Source organism: Pantoea sp. ARC270 (genome assembly GCF_003236725.1).
GTDB classification, from domain to species: domain Bacteria; phylum Pseudomonadota; class Gammaproteobacteria; order Enterobacterales; family Enterobacteriaceae; genus Pantoea; species Pantoea anthophila.
This window is the reverse complement of sequence record NZ_PUGA01000042.1, coordinates 1-16,054: the sequence shown is the minus strand read 5'-3', so window position 1 is coordinate 16,054 and position 16,054 is coordinate 1. Positions and strand designations below refer to the sequence as shown.

Below are 16,054 nucleotides of genomic sequence, written 5' to 3'. Positions count from 1 at the left end.
ATTGTACTCATCGAAATAAGGTTCACTGGATACATGTGCCGCTTAAATTGACAAAACTGTTATCGCTCACCTTTTTAGAAGGCAATTGATAGTTAATTCGGCATTTATTGCTGTTTCCCCAGCTAACAAATAACGTACCCGAGGCATGAGGAAGACGAGCGTAAATCTGGCCATTTTGACCTGCCATTCCAACGCGGTTGCCCTCGCTGTCTTTAACATCTGCACCCATTGGTACTGGTGTACCGTCTGCCAGTCTGGCAAGAATCAGTGTTGGAGTTCCCCACACAGTTTTGAATGTAACTTTCGGTACACCGCCGAGCACGGGCACGACGCGCACATTACCGCCTTCCAGCTCAACATCCTGAGACATGGAGTTACCATCAATGCTGATGGTGTTATAGCGGTACGGTGCCAGCGATGGCACGATGGCATAACCGAAAGGATCGATTTTGGCACCTTGCCCGTTATTCACAATCGCCCCACTCGCACCCCTGGCTTCTACCAGCGCAAAGGTATCACTCGTATAGGGACCATAGGTGACGCCACCACTATGGATAGCCAGTGTGCCTGAAGTTCCCAGGCCAAGCTGGTGATAATCATCGCTGCGGGAATAGGACGCGCGAACAGTTCCCAGACGGGTACGTTCCTGCACATTAGTTCCCCAGCGGGTGGAGTGCTTTTTACCCTCTCCAGCATTGCGGTATTTGTCATAACTTGAATAGAGTGAATAGGTAAAATCACTATTCTGTCCTGCAGAACCAGAAAGCGTCGTCATTGCTGAGGTTGTATTGTTATCCCTTGTCATATCAAGAGAAACCGTCGAGCGGCTATCACGCCAGTCGAGCGGAATGGAAATGCCAATGGACACCACATTTTCAGTGTATTTCTGAGTACGGCTTGAATCGTAATCACGGTCATTCACACTGTATATGTTGTTACTGCTCCAGGTGGAGCGCTGCCTTCCAGCATTGATGTTATAACTCATCCTTTTCCACATATTGTTGTAGGAAAGCTGTAGCTCGGTAATACGCGACCGATTGTTATAATAGTCAGTGCTACTGCCGCTCAAGGCGACGGATCCATATTGCTCCATGTTCTGACTGATGGTTGCCGTAAAGCGGTTGCGCTGTTTGATTGTGTCGGAATAGTAATTTGTACCGCCATCCTGCTGCCGACGTACACCCAGCACATCTTCCAGATCGCGATAACCTGAAGTGGAATAGCGGTAGGCTGCCAGTACCAGGTTAGTATTAGTCGGGAAGGTTTTGCTATAAGACATCTCAGCGCGCCAGCCGCTTTGGGTCATATCGTTTTCCACCTTAGCATGTGACCAGGTGGTATTAAGTGATAATGCGCCCAGCTCAGAGGCATAGACACCCCCCATCAGCAAAGCCTGGTAGTTGTTGGCGAAACGAGCCCCTGAATTTGAAGTAAAACTATTGCTGAGGCCATACTGCAATACACCTTCTGTGAAGGCATTCTGAACAGAATAATAATTTCTGACTTTACCGGCGGCGAACTGATAGCTGAGATTGCCCGGACGCATAGAGTTGGGCACCGCAGCGTAAGGGACGGTGAAAAATGAAGATTTGCCGTCAGCTTCGATGATTTGAACTTTTAAATCACCCTGACTACGCGTGTTATAGAGATCGTCAATAAGGAAAGGGCCAGGTGGTACCTGCGTTTCATATATTACATTCCCGGCCTGTCTTATAAGGACTCGTGCGGTGCTGGTAGCAACACCACGTACTTCAGGTGCATAACCGCGGCGAGCTTGCGGCCACATACGTTGATCGGTGGCCAGTTTCACACCGTTAAAGGACATTGAGCCAAACATTGAGCTGTCGGTGTAGGTGTCACCGACCATCAGCTCGCTGGATATAGCTGGCAATGGACGCTGTACCCAGGTGCGCACAGAGTTCCATTTGTAATGATCGCCACCAGTACTGCTTTCCATATAACGCAGGTTGGCCTGATGACGCAGTTGCCACATACCGAGATTTCCGCCAGCATTAATCATGCTCCACATATAATTGTAGTGGGAATCACGAACAATATTGCGGGTAAAACTGGTATTGTGACGTAAAAATATCAGTGGTGCACCCGCATCCCATTCTGAAATAGGGATATAATTACGCGGTTTGCGGTTAAGAAAAATTTGAGGGATGAGAAAGTCCAGTGTTAGTGTGGACTGCTTAATGTTCCATTTTCCCTGTTTTGTGATATCAGAAAGTAACCAGCATTGCTCTTTACTCGCATCCGGCAGACCAGATTTCAATTGAAGTATTTTCACCATTTCAGCATCAATGCAAGGTTGCGCGCTTTTATCTGCGGCATCCTTTTTACGAAAATTCACCGCTACCTGACTTCTGACTTTTACTCCGTTCAGGCTGACATCAAGGATCTGTTGACCTTCAGCAACCGCAACCTGCTTTTCATTAAACTGCTTAAGGTCAACGCCCTGTGCAAAGCCAGAACCTGCCAGTAAATGATTATCGAATCGGTATTCTTCAGCGTGAGCAGCTTGTGTAAATAATGCGGCTTTTACTAAGCAAGTAACCAGAGCAAGATGAAAGCCATTTTTTTTATTTTTGAATTGGATATTCATGTGTCACCGTTGCCCCATAATCATTGATTAAACCGATTTCAATTCCCTGGGTGTTACCTGTGGTTTTCCCTGGCGTTAAAGCCACATCAACTGAGGAAAATGGGGAAATCATAGGCGCAGCTTTCTTTGCTACTGCATTTCTGACCGCTACCTTACTCAACGAAATGTAGTAGGGAGAGGTATTGGTGATTCGGATGCCTGATGGAGAAACGTTGCTAAAAGTTAAATAATCAAATATTTTTTTAGGGTTAGTTTTTAGTGAGGCTGGGCGATAAAATAATTTCATTCTGTTTTTTAATAAAACCATCATCTGGTTTCCTGTATCACCAGAGAGGTTTCCTGGCGGGAGTTGCAGGAAATTAAAGTAAAAAACAGACTCTCGATCCTGCGGTAATGTATTACCGCCAGTAAAGAAAATACGCATTACCTGACCATCTTTTGCTGCAATCCGGAATGTCGGTGGTGTAACTACGAAGGGGGCTTTACCGGTAGCTGGCGTAGAATTATTATCGCCACTGTCAAACCAGGCCTGGATGACATAAGGGAAGTCGTCATTATTTTTTAGCTGCACATCGACGGATTTAGCATCAGAAGGATAGATCACGCGCGAGCCGGTCATCACAACGCTAGCAAGTGTTGATCCGCAAATGAAAAAGGAAAACAAAAGCAATAAAGTGCTACGCCATGATAAACGAATTATAGGTAAGCAAGACATAGTAGCCATCCGTTAAGATAAGAAAATTATTGCCAGAATCAAGATAAAAGAGAAGCAGGCCATCCATGGCCCGATTTAATCTAAATAATGTTTTAGAAAATTCACATCCCTGATAATTTACTTATTAGTTATAACTCACTGCATATTGTAAGGATGCTTCAACAGCACCGGCAGTTGCAGCCTGGGTAGCATAATATTGTGCGGTATAAGTCGCAGATGCGTCTTTCTCGCCGGCTGCCAGGTGTAACTCGCCCTCGCTGTCGAAGTCATGGTTAAAGTCGATGGCGCCACCTTTGGTGTTCAGAATCTGGATTTCAACGTTCTGCGCCGCTTCATCTGTAGCTGCAACGTTGCTCAGGTTACCTTTTGCGCTCACGCTGTTTCCGGTGAACACGGTAGAAACAGTTGTTGCAGTGTCGCTACTTTTACAGCCTGTAATGCCGATATCGAAGGTTGTCTGACCGGCAGTACTTCCACTTTCTTTCAGAGCATCAACATTGACGGTTGGCAGCAGTACCGTTGGTTTTGCAGTGTTGCCATTAACTGTTACTGTACAGGTTTGGCTATCTACTCGTCCCTGAAAAGTAATAGTGTTGTTAGATGCAAAAGCCTGCGAAGCGAACAGCACAGACATTACAGATGCAGATAAAAAGGCGAGTTTTTTCATCATTAAATTTCCCTATCGTATAAAGGTATTAGGTTTCAGATTGCTTCGGATAACATGAAACCTTGGGTGGCCAGGATAAGAGAGTCTTATTTGGCGTAGAAATATTAAAGTTCCACGCCATTCACTACATGTGAAGTAATCTTAAAAACTCTTAATTTAACTCATACCCTGGCTGAGGGATCTCATATGGCAACATAGGTAATTTTTTTGTTTTGCTGAGTTTTTATTTCTTTAAAAAAGTATTTGTTTTTAGTTTTTTCCTCGACGGCAGAAAGATGAAATACATTCATAAATAGAGCCAGTTCTTTAGCGGGGGATCTAATTTTGTGTGTTTTATTGCATGCCGGTTAATGAAAAGTGTTCGTTCTTGTTCCCGAAGTTAATTCAATGGCATCTGTTTTAAATTATGAGGCGATTGCTTAAGGCAGTCAGTTTTCCAGCAGGTACAGGCCACATGATTGGCTGCGCCTGCAATTTATAGTCGTTGAACCATGGCTGTTTCTTCATTTATGAGGGCTGCATGGATAAAATGAATTGATATGCCAGGGGAGGAGGCTATTAATCTACGCGGCTGATGCCTTGATAAATATGCTATCTTCCAGGAAAGCCGGGCGTTATGGTTTTTCTTACCTGAGAGACTTATAAAAGATTAAGTGAAATTAAGACTATGGTGCTGGTTTTAACATTCTGGCATGAGCCCACTATTCATAATGTGATAACCATGTGCGTGGAATTAAGCCTGTCTAAGGAATGGTGTCTTATTGCTTTGGTTTCTATCTTCTAAAATAAAGGACGTAGCACAAGCTGTAAAAATGTTGCCAGCGAAGAACAGGACGCCACGGGCAACTCTGAGGATTAACTTAAAAGGTATTGATAGTTTCATGCTCATCAGAAATTGCTCCATGACCAGATGTTTATGCTCTTTTGTGAGTAATAAGTAAAAAATGGGCGACAAAAAACCGCGCTGGATCAGAATTTAAATCTGATTAATATGCAAAATATAAATTAAAAATCTAAATAATATGCATTTTATAATTTAAATGCCTGGATGACTGTGCATATGGTTTAATGACTCTCAAGAGGTAATAAATGTTCTTTATTTTAGAAGGGAGAGTTAACAATGAGGTCAGTATGATTTGATTATTCTCATCGCAAAATTAAGCCATTTTTCTTCTGATGTCTGATAGTGATGTATCAGGTTTATAACATTTAACTTCAAATGATTATGAACGATTCACTTTTTCTGAAAAAGTTATAAGACTATCAGTAACGGACCATAAGCTGGCTTTATATGCTGATTAAATGACTTTTTAGTGGTGTAATATCTGGTTTTTATGCCATGCATTGGCCGTGTGCTCTTTCATTTCGTTTTTTTATGGTGTTGAATTTTATCGTGACGGTTTTACTATAGTGAAACCAATAATAATTTACATTAAGCTCGAATTGCGGAGGCGAGCTGGGGCGTGCAGTATACCAGGCGAAAAAGAGACTATAAAAACCGATGTTACAAATTTTACTACTAATCACTAACCCTGTGTTAGTTAGATTGAGTTGATTATTATGTATAGAGTAACCGAAAATCATGAACGAATCATCGATGCATTGGCAGGATATACTCAAGTTGCTAATCCAGACGAGATCTCACGCGGCAAGCGTCGTTATCATCTGACTAAAGATAATGTACGTCGTGTCATGTTTATTCTGGATGGGGATTTTTTGCTCAAGCTTAAAAGCGAAAATAAGGTCCTCAATATTTTATCCGCTCCTTTTGTGGTTGGTGTCACACCTGCACTGGATGAACCTCCGGTTTATCTTGAGAGAATTGATTATGGTAAAGTCAGTTTCATTGATTATGATGTGTTCTGGCGTCTCATCTTTGAAAAAGATCTCTTTAATGATGCGATGTCCATTTTATCAGGTCAGTATTCTGATTTAATGAGCTACATTCAGCTGCCTAAAAAGAATTCATATGATGAGGTTATTTCTCTCATTGGCCGCTGGGAAAAACTACCGGCACACCTTAAAAAACGCTTTTCTGCGCTTTACCTTATTGAGAATAGTTCGCATCTTTCTAAAAGCTCCATATGCAGAGTGTTGAAAGAACTAAAAGAAAAGGGTGAGCTGGTACTGGTTAACGGGAAGTTTACCTGAAGTATCGGTGCTAATTTTGAGGTGCCTAAGGGGAAAAATGGAATTTCATGTCATTTGTACTAATGAGAATTATTTCTTCAGGCTAGGCATCTCAAAAATAATTGAGAGAGCACTATTATCTGATGCTAAGGTGAACTTTTTATCTGGCTTCAATAGTTGCAGCTTAAAGCAGGCTGATTTTATCCTGATTAATGTGTCACAATGGCGTTTGTACATGTGTCAACCTGCTTTCCGCGATCGTAAACCCGGTAGCATCATCATGGTTTTTGTCGATGAATATGAAGATGTCATTCTGAACCAACTGCCTGTTTGCTACCGATCTTTGCTTGTTATCCCACGTTCTGATTCTGTCTGCACAATATCCAGAAATTTAACCCGCTTCTGGCTAACCACTCAGGATAGAGGGCCAGGCTTCCAGCCATCAGATTGTCTGCGCTGTGATTTTGCGCGTATAACGGTAGTCCAGTTACAGGTACTCAGTTTTTTGAAAAAGGGCTATAGTGTGAGACAGACATCAAAACGATTAGACTTATCAGCAAAAACTGTATATGCGCACAAATATAATGTAATGAAAAAGTTCGCATTGCGGGGAGATATGGAGTTCAACGCTTTTATCAACGATCTCTCATTGCTTGAACTTTATAGAGGTGTGATTAACTCCGTTGAAGCATAAGTGTTCGAATAAGCTTCATTACGCCACGCCATGTAGCAGGTTCACTGGGTACTTAGCGGGTCGGCTACACATGCTTTATTGATGATTTTCTTCATTATCGTAAGTCTTAATGGGTTTTGTGAGAAAATCGTCAGAACAGACGGCTTGTGCACTTAACATTCTGTTTAGGCCGTAAGATGAGAAAATATTGAAAATTTATTGATTTTTTTTGTCTGTAATCGTCATGATCTCCGCGCTTGTTCAACGTTCATCTCTTGGTGTTTAAGGCTGATGGTCAGACTGCCATATGCTTAACAAGACACCGAAGAGTTCTTTTCAATGACTCTTAGAAATCCACGGTGGATAAGCATTATTCCCATGAGTCTGAATTTAAAGCGTCAAACAGGACAGGACTGATAACCGTACGAAGGATAATGGTGTTACGCTTAAAAGGATACGCCTTACAGATATACTGTACTGGGGGCACGTTCTGAAATCCAGTCGGTCTGCTGATAGCAAATGATGACGCATTCTGAATTCTGTTTTAAATTGCTTTTATTTTCTGTATTGGCAGTAAAAAGAAAATTCTAATCGGCAGTGTTGTATACATCTTCTATCTGTTCCTGTAATGAATTTTTTTTCAGACTCAAATGTGAAAGCTTAACCTGATAGCTATTCCTCAAATGGTCAAGGCAAATTTTTATAATTATCTGTTCAAAGAGTTTTCGCTGCCCTTTACTTAAGCCACACTTTTAAGCGTTTCTCATCAGAGGTTTTAATGAAAATTGTAAATAAGATAACTGGCATCACATTGATATTTGCATTGAAACTGACAGGATGTGCATCGCATATTGAAGAACCTGGGCGTTTGACGATGCGCAATCCTGCCAGTGAATGGTGCCTCCAGCGGGGTGGAGAAGAAGTGAAGGCGGTTTCCCCGAAGGGGAGTGCTCTATATTGCCTGCTACCTTCTGGCGAACGCATTGAGCAGTGGGCACTTTTTCATCGTGATCACCCGCATTAAAACTGTATCCATCAGCCTGAGATTGCCCGCACTGGATGCCGGGTAAGTAATATTCTTTAATTTCGCCCCCCCACTATCCTATTTAACTGTTTTCTGGCTGCATGCTTCATGAATCAACCTGCATACCAGAGCAGAAATGCCATCTGTCTCAAGGGTATTCTGAAACGACAAACAGGATGAGTGGTATAGGATTAATGATGGCACGATCAATGTTTAAAGGGTCAGTGCCACTTCCATTACGTATTTTATTTTTGAAAGGTTTTTGTCAATGTATGCTTTTTGTTTTATCTGGAGGTTTCATTTGACAGCATGGGTAGGGTGGTAATTTAAATCTTTCAACATCCATTCTGATTTGAGATGAATTAATTAATGATTAAAAACAATAGGTTATGTAATGGTGATGGCTTGCATATCCCATTGCTTTGATTTAACTCAACTCTTTATATTGACCGGCATTTAGCTCAGGATTGTCGTAGTGATATTATTTCCTTAATTAAGGATTTCCTTAAATAAGAACAATGTCATGAGGGCGATCTATTGAAATATTTTGGAAGCGCAGCGCTGTGTTACACGTTTATTATTTGCACTAAATCCTATGCGGGTATTATGCGTCATGATATCGACGTGCAGGAATATCGCGATTTTGCTGAGAATCTGGGACGTTACGCCGCCGGGGAAACAAATATACCGGTCTGTAAAAAAGATGGCTCCTTATCAGGATACCTGCCATTCGCTATGCCCGACTTTGGTATGGTCGCTAATTATGGTTACAGCACGTTGGTTGCACCCTCCTATGTTGCCAGCGCACGCCATAATACGGGTTATCAGTCAGTCGGATTTGGTAAAGGTGCACAGTACGGTGCAACCTACCGTTTAATTAACCGCAATGACTCCACGATCTCAGATGTTGACTTTCATCTTCCGCGTTTGAATAAAGTTGTTACCGAGGCTGCGCCAGCAGAAGTGCTTGATAAGACGACCATGCGTACGGCAGATAAGTCACGCTTTTCCTGGTATACCCGCATCGGGGGCGGTAAGCAGACTCAGGTCAGTGAAGATCAGACAACGCAAATCACTTTGAGCAGTGCTTATAAGTGGGTCAGCGGCGGTACCATCAATGCGAAGACCGTAACGACCCCGTCCGGGACGTTGCGCGCGATTGATTATGGTCCAGACAATCCGCTCACCTCCCCGCTCGCGATTGGTACGCTGGGGGGTGATAGCGGCAGTCCGATTTTGGTTTTCGACGAACCCGATCAGAAATGGAAAGTCGCGGGTGTATTACATGGCGGAACTACTGCGGCAGCTTATGGCAGTACTATCATGTGGGAATATATACCTGATGGATACATTCAGACAATCACGGCTGCTAATACCTCGCCAGAGGTTACAGACGTGGCTGGCGCGGGCACAATCCTGTGGGAAAAGGAGGCTATTACTCAAAATGAAGCATCATGGTTCTGGAGTGGTCTGGACACAAAATATGCAATGACTGCCCCGTCTCAAGCCACAAATGAAGAACTCGACGGCACTAAAGATCTTCGTTTCAATGGCGCAGGTGGAATCATCTCATTGAGTGCGCCAGTGAATATGGGGGCTGGCAAACTTCAGTTCTCCAGTGACTATACGGTTCTCTCTGCCCCTGGCGCAAATGCAACCTGGGCTGGCGGCGGTGTTGACGTTGACGCAGATAAAAAAGTTCTGTGGCAGGTGAATGGAGTAGCCAATGATGCCCTGCATAAGATCGGGGCAGGGACACTGCACATTAATGCAACAGGTAAAAACCCGGGCTCACTGAATGTGGGGGAGGGAACCGTTATTCTCGATCAACAAGCGGATGACTCAGGCAGGAAACAGGCTTTCTCTTCGGTCACGCTTGTCAGCGGCCGGCCAACTGTGGTTCTGAATGATGAAAAGCAGGTGCCTGCTGATCAGATCTTTTTTGGTTATCGGGGAGGACGGCTGGATTTAAATGGTAATGCACTCAGTTTTAAAAAGATTAACCATACCGACAGTGGGGCAATGCTGGTAAACCACAGTGATTCGGCGGCCACACTGAACATTACTGGCTACACTGCCGCTGACGTCCCCTTTTATAAGTTCAGCAGCAGCAATCCCAAGGGCACACCAGGCACAATCTATGTCTACAATAACCCTTACACCAAAGATACTGAATACTTTCAATTAAATACCTCTTCCTACTGGTATTTTCCTACCAATAAGTCTTCAACGTCGACGTGGACCTATCTGGGAACTGATCCGGATGAAGCAATCAATCATCGCCTGACGCAACTTAACGTTCAGGTCTTTCGTGGTTTTCTGGGGGAAACCCTGGAGAATGCGCTGAATGGCGTGATGAACGTGAATATCTTACCGCGTAATTCCACCGCCATTACTGCACTGACAGGCGGGATGAATTTAAATGGGAGTCTGGATATTACCAGCGGAACTGTCATTCTCTCAGGACAGCCAGTTTCCCATGCAGGCGGCGTTGTTGTTGAGGATGACTGGAATACTTCGCTGTTTAAAGCCGAGCAGATTACGGTTGGTTCGGGAGCGACGTTACAGGTGGGAGAATATGCGGGTGTCAAAGCCAATATTTTTGCTGCTGATTCGGCAACGCTCTCTTTTGGCTATAACGATAGCGATTTGGCAGGCGACAAAAGCTGGCGTTGTTATTCCGTCATCTATTCTGATGCTGTTTCCTGCAGTCAGCCTGTACGCAGCGAAGCGGCACTGGCCCTGCTGCCCCCCAGTGAGGTGGAAGGCGATGTTCAGCTCGCAGACAACACTTCCCTTTACCTTGGGAAGGTGAATTATCAGGGTTCAGTGACATCAACGGGCAGCAGTGCGATGACGCTGGCTTCCAACGCACACTGGACGATGACCGGCAACAGCACTATTAAATCGCTCCTGGCAAAACGTGGAGCAACGCTTTCAACTGTGCCTTCAGAAAGCTGGAGTGCCAAAACCCTGTCTGTCGACAGACTGAATGCCACAGGTTTAAACCTGATGTTGGGCGTTAAACCCGCTACGCTGGAAAGCGATAAACTGATTGTTAAAGACGTAGCAAGCGGCGGGGATAACCTGCTGGATGTCAGCCTGTTCATGAGCGGGCAGAATGAGGTTGCGCTGAAACAGGATCTGGTGATGATTGATGCCCCAGCGGGTACCTCACACAGTTATTTCTCTTTTGCAGACAACTTCAGCGGCTTTAGCGTTTACACGCCAAATTATCAGGTGAAAGACGAAAACAACCGTGTTTTATGGGTACTGAAAAATAATCAGACGATTGAATCTGAACCCAATCCGCAACCGACCCCAGAAACTGACGTCACACCTGAGCCAGAACCTGCACCAGCACAGGACATGACGCCAGATCCTGCGCCGGCATCAGACGCGACGCCGGAACCCGAGTCAGTACCGGACGTGACGCCCGCGCCCGCCCCGGAATCAGATGCGACGACGGAACCCGCGCCAGCACAGGATGTGACGCCAGCGCCCGCAGCCACACCCGATTCCGCATCGCTGCCAGATGTGCCGGCTGAAGAGAATGCGACTGCTGAGCAGGCTACTGCTGACATAGTGAGAGAAGAAGAGCCAGCAGAAACGGCGACATTCAATCCGGATGACTGGTTCTCTGTTTCCGACAATCTGCCACTGATTCAGCGAACGCGTGCCTTAATTGCTTCACGGCAGTACATTTTAAGCGAAGCTGTGAGTCAGTTGCACAACCGTACCGACAGCCTGCGCGCTTCGCCAGAAAACAGCGGTTCATGGGCCACTATTGAACAGAGAAAAGGGCATTTCCTGGGACTGGACAGTAGCCAGCAGACGCTGAATGTAGGCTGGGACAGCCACAACGGTACGCAAACAGCGGGTATCAGCGCCAGTTACACCCAGGGTGAAATCAAAGGGGCTGGCCATGAAAAACATCGACTGGCGACAGTGGGGATTTACTCTTCCTGGCAGTCTGATGTCGGATGGTTTGTCGATGCGGCCAGTTATTACATGCACCTCAATCAGGAAATATCGCTGGATCCTGCCTTATATATCCACGCCAGTAAGAAAGAGAGTCAGATGCTGACGGGCAGCCTGCGGTCAGGTTATCAGTTTGGTCTGTCTGACAATACGCTGTTCATTTCACCCTACGTGGGCGTCAGTGGTGGCATCCTGTCTGGTTACACACTGAGAGGAAAAGATGCCGGCGTTTCACTGAGTTCATCAACACCTTATTTCACGACCACAGGCATTCTGGTACAGAAACGCGGGCTGGGTGCATGGCTGCCAAAGGTGAATCTGAATGCGGGCATCGAATATCAATATTCGCCGGGTGAAAAGGGCTCAACGACTACGCTATCAGACCGCCAGTCGAGTCGAAAATATAGCGCCTGGTCTGATAACCGTTATCGCAGCAGCATTGGTCTTCAGGGCGTTATTACCCCTGATCTTGCACTCACTGCGAAAGTGGATACCAGTTTTGGTGGTGAATTTAAAACGGATTATAGCGGTCTGATCGGTCTGTCATACCACTTCTGATCATGCAGCTTCTCCTGCTTGCAGAGCATCACCTCAGTACCGGGTGATGCTCTGCATGATCCGCGAATTCACTTTTTAACTGAACCAATCAGCACACCAGCCGCCAGACCTCTGCCGGCACTTCAGTATAGGTCTCATTCATTATCAGCTCAGCTTTACGATGATCGTAAGCACCTTCAAAGGAAGAGAGATCGTCATAAGGCAATTTTTTCCGCATATAGCTTGTCACGATATCCAGGATATCCGTGGAAGGGCAATTTCTTAATTTTTCCAGATAATAGACTTTGTTCATAATATGTTTGCAGATGTTACTCATTAAATTGAGCCAGCGGCTAAGCTGATTTCCGCAGGCTCGTGGTTATATCCAGGCTGTCAGCAAAAAGCGCGCTGGCAATGAAAAGCCTGTTGAATGAACGATTTTTATCCGGCTACGTCAGGTATTAATCCTCCCTGCGGATTAGCGCATTGATTATTTGCTGAGACGAAGTGCTCTTCCATAATCCCATAGCAGATTAAACAAACAGGTATAAACCAGAAAGAACAGCACCAGCCCGCATTCAAGTTTTAACGCTGAAAGCAGCGTGATATCCAGCCACCATGCAGCAAACGGGATTAATGCCATCAACAGACCCGCTTCGAATAACAGGGCATGAAGGCATCTTACCCACCAGGATTTTTTCATGCCTTTTCGCATCAGGAATCCGTCGAACAGCAGGTTAAACAGATAGTTCCATCCCATCGCCAGTGATGAGGAGGCTACCGTCAGCAGTGCCGACTGCACAGGCGCCGCGGAGGCGCAGATCATCAGAATGATGAACACCAGACAGTTGGCGACCACCTCAAAGACAATGGCATGCAGCACTCTTTCTGTGGTGGTGCGCATCGGGGATAAAGAGTGTTCCAAACCAGATTCTCATAACGTCGTCAGCACGCTGTCCGGTTCTCGCTAAACATGCAGTTCACAAACGTTAAGCCGGACCAAAAGCAATATTAACGCCACCCAGAAGTCATTAAAGATTAAAGCTGCGAAAATCGCATATATAGTTTTTTATTTTAGTATTCAGGTCGGCTATGGTTTTTTAGCCTGAACGGGGCGTCTATGTTGGGCGTCAGGTTAAGTGACAACCCTTATCGGGACGAGGTTAACGGTGAGGACAGCGGCCGCTTCACTTCCGCCGCAATGGTCAGCGTAATGTTGACGCGATCGTCTACCACGCCGACCAGCCGATCCACCCGGAATGCCGTGCGGGAAATCGCGGTCGAGGCATGCAGGGCCAGCGAATCTGAGGCGGGGTCAAAGGCCTGTCCGCTGTCGAGCGTGGCCAGCATCACCACTGGCCGGCTGACATCTTTGACCGTTAACAACCCGAAAATCCGGTAATCAGCACCCCCCATCGAGGCAACGCGGCTGCTGACGAAGTGAATCTGTGGGTAATGCTCTGCATCAAAAAACAGATCGCTTTTCAGTTGCCAGGTTAACAGCCTGTTTGAGGCGACCAGCGTCGCGACCGGAATGGTGACGTCAATATGGTCATCACGCTCTTCATCAGGATTAAGCGTCACCGTGCCGGTCACGCCGCGCAGTGTGGCCTGAGAAAAGTCATGACCAAAGGCACGCCATGAAAGGCCGATCGACGTTTTCTCAGGCGCGATGGTATAGGTAACGGGGGCGGCGTAAAGCGCCGGGCTGAACAAGGCGAGCAGAGCGTATAAGCAGGCGACACGGTTCATCACTATTTTCTCATTCTGAGCGGGCTCAAACCCTGACGCCTGAATCCGCGATTTTATTGACTTTGTAACACTGTTTTACCTTTCTGTCGTGACGTATGTGACAAATATTAACGCACTGTCATCTGACATTCACGAAACGTTAACGGTGACCGCCGTCTCAGCGCAAAGATAACGGGAAATATTAAGAATACATTAAGGTGAAAATAAGAACTGCGGCGTTCGCCGGGACTGTAAAAAGGCGGAGATTAATCGTCTTCGTTCTTCAGTAAGCTATTTTTGTCTGAGTGGATCGCTGATCGGATGGAATCGAAAGCTGATAATCCAGCGGCGGATTGCGTTGTTTTATAAACAAATCATCAATCAATCAAAAAGAAGTCTGCCCGGAGGCGATATTAATGCATGTCGGTGAACTTTTTCAGAAATGACCAAATGAACCCTGCGTTAATTTATTGTTATTCATTCCCTTCATTTAATGTTCAGTTAACTTTCGTGCGCTAGTTTGTATTACCAGTCCGGCAACCCCTATTCCAGAAATGGACGCCTGGGGTAAATAACATCTCTGCTGGCGGATGATAAATCGCTATTTAAGTTCTGTTTCCGGCGTTGTGCCTGATTAAGTTCGCGCGATCGCTTATGGGTTTGATCTGCAGGAGTTTTAGCATGGATTTTTTGCCTTTTTCCCGTCCCTCATTGGGGGATGAAGAGCTGTCAGCCGTGAAAGCGGTCTTTGACTCGGGCTGGATCACAACCGGCGCTCAGTGCGCCGGACTGGAGCAGGCCTTTGTCCGGCTGACCGGCAACCCGCACGCCATTGCGGTCAGCTCTGCCACCGCCGGAATGCACGTCACGCTGATGGCAATGGGAATTGGGCCCGGTGATGAGGTTATTACGCCCTCCCTGACCTGGGTTTCCACGCTGAATCTGATCACGCTGCTGGGCGCCACGCCGGTCATGATCGATGTGGACCCTGATACCCTGATGGTGACGCCGGAACTGATTGCGCAGGCGATTACGCCCCGGACCCGCGCCATTATTCCGGTCCATTACGCTGGCGCACCGGTCGATCTTAACCCGATCTATCAGCTGGCTGAGCAGCATAACATTGCCATCATTGAAGATGCGGCACATGCAGCAGGCACGACCTACCACGGACAGCCGATCGGACACCGCGGTACGGCAATTTTTTCGTTTCACGCCATTAAAAATATCACCTGCGCGGAAGGTGGCCTGGTGGTGACCGATGACGCCGCGCTGGCCGATCGCATACGCAGCCTGAAGTTTCATGGTCTGGCCGTTGATGCTTTTGATCGCCAGACGCAGGGCCGTCTGCCGCAGGCAGAAGTGATGATGCCCGGCTTTAAATACAACCTGCCCGACATCAGCGCAGCCATTGCGCTGGTGCAGTTACAGAAACTGCCCGGTTTTATTGCACGCCGCCGCGAGATTGCCGAACGCTATCTTGCCGCGCTGCGCGCACTGCCGTTCACGGCGCTGTCACTGCCCGCCTGGCCTCATCAGCATGCGTGGCATCTTTTTATTATCCGCATTGATGAACGCCAGTGTGGCCTGTCGCGTGATGCGTTTATGCAGGCGCTGAAGGCGCGCAATATCGGCAGCGGTCTGCATTTCCGGGCCGCCCACACCCACAAATATTATCGCGAGCGCTATCCCGATTTACGTCTGCCCGCCAGTGAACGCAATAGCCAGCAGATGTGTTCGATTCCCCTGTTTCCCTCAATGACGGACCAGGATGTCGAGCGCGTCATTCAGGCGCTGAATGACATTGCCGGAGTCTGATATGGGCGAGAATAAACCGATCAACAGACTCTCCGTGGTTATCCCGGTCTACAACGAGCAGGAGAGCCTGCCGGAGCTGCTTCAGCGCACCGCTGCCGCCTGCGACACACTGCAGATGGACTATGAAATCCTGCTGGTGGATGACGGCAGCAGTGACCGTTCCGCCGGGC

The 16,054-nt window shown here is 46.6% G+C and carries 12 protein-coding genes; 6 read left to right on the top strand and 6 right to left on the bottom strand.

Annotation, left to right across the window (positions count from 1 at the left end; all coding sequences use genetic code 11):
* Window positions 1-22 precede the first annotated feature (22 nt).
* The 3 genes from CKF42_RS17710 to CKF42_RS17700 form a co-directional block, all read right to left on the bottom strand.
* Window positions 23-2,608, bottom strand: a complete 2,586-nt coding sequence (locus tag CKF42_RS17710; RefSeq protein ID WP_111208802.1) for a fimbrial outer membrane usher protein — start codon at window positions 2,606-2,608, stop codon at window positions 23-25.
* Window positions 2,586-3,323 (bottom strand): fimbria/pilus periplasmic chaperone, encoded by a 738-nt coding sequence (locus tag CKF42_RS17705; RefSeq protein ID WP_233501057.1) that lies wholly within the window; start codon window positions 3,321-3,323, stop codon window positions 2,586-2,588. The genes CKF42_RS17710 and CKF42_RS17705 overlap by 23 nt, the downstream gene beginning before the upstream one ends.
* Before the next feature lie 124 nt (window positions 3,324-3,447).
* Window positions 3,448-3,993: a fimbrial protein gene (locus tag CKF42_RS17700; protein ID WP_199559889.1), complete on the bottom strand. Its 546-nt coding sequence runs from the start codon at window positions 3,991-3,993 to the stop codon at window positions 3,448-3,450.
* Between the two features lie 1,557 nt (window positions 3,994-5,550).
* On the opposite strand from CKF42_RS17700, the gene CKF42_RS17695 reads away from it, so the two are divergent.
* The 4 genes from CKF42_RS17695 to CKF42_RS17680 all read left to right on the top strand — a co-directional run bounded on the left by CKF42_RS17695 (window position 5,551) and on the right by CKF42_RS17680 (window position 12,356).
* Complete coding sequence (locus CKF42_RS17695; protein WP_111208800.1) at window positions 5,551-6,141, top strand: helix-turn-helix domain-containing protein; 591 nt, start codon at window positions 5,551-5,553, stop codon at window positions 6,139-6,141.
* 37 nt (window positions 6,142-6,178) lie between these two features.
* Window positions 6,179-6,814: a LuxR family transcriptional regulator gene (locus CKF42_RS17690; RefSeq protein WP_111208799.1), complete on the top strand. Its 636-nt coding sequence runs from the start codon at window positions 6,179-6,181 to the stop codon at window positions 6,812-6,814.
* A gap of 757 nt (window positions 6,815-7,571) precedes the next feature.
* Entirely contained in the window at window positions 7,572-7,817 is a 246-nt protein-coding gene (locus tag CKF42_RS17685) for a DUF333 domain-containing protein (protein WP_111208798.1), read from the top strand.
* A gap of 537 nt (window positions 7,818-8,354) precedes the next feature.
* Entirely contained in the window at window positions 8,355-12,356 is a 4,002-nt protein-coding gene (locus tag CKF42_RS17680; protein ID WP_111208797.1) for a S6 family peptidase, read from the top strand.
* Between the two features lie 88 nt (window positions 12,357-12,444).
* On the opposite strand, the gene CKF42_RS17675 is transcribed toward CKF42_RS17680, so the two are convergent.
* From CKF42_RS17675 to CKF42_RS17665, 3 genes are all read right to left on the bottom strand, one after another.
* Window positions 12,445-12,648, bottom strand: a complete 204-nt coding sequence (locus tag CKF42_RS17675) for an Hha/YmoA family nucleoid-associated regulatory protein (protein ID WP_111208820.1) — start codon at window positions 12,646-12,648, stop codon at window positions 12,445-12,447.
* 177 nt (window positions 12,649-12,825) lie between these two features.
* The gene (locus CKF42_RS17670; RefSeq protein ID WP_111208796.1) at window positions 12,826-13,260 is read right to left on the bottom strand and encodes a PACE efflux transporter; all 435 of its coding nucleotides are present in this window, start codon (window positions 13,258-13,260) and stop codon (window positions 12,826-12,828) included.
* Window positions 13,261-13,484: 224 nt separating this feature from the next.
* Complete coding sequence (locus CKF42_RS17665) at window positions 13,485-14,087, bottom strand: YceI family protein (RefSeq protein ID WP_111208795.1); 603 nt, start codon at window positions 14,085-14,087, stop codon at window positions 13,485-13,487.
* 660 nt (window positions 14,088-14,747) lie between these two features.
* Between CKF42_RS17665 and arnB the strand changes: the two genes are divergently transcribed.
* Window positions 14,748-15,884, top strand: a complete 1,137-nt coding sequence (gene arnB, locus CKF42_RS17660) for a UDP-4-amino-4-deoxy-L-arabinose aminotransferase (RefSeq protein WP_111208794.1) — start codon at window positions 14,748-14,750, stop codon at window positions 15,882-15,884.
* A 1-nt stretch (window position 15,885) separates the two neighbouring features.
* Window positions 15,886-16,054 (top strand): glycosyltransferase (locus tag CKF42_RS17655; RefSeq protein WP_146239954.1); only part of this gene is annotated, 169 nt, incomplete at its 3' end.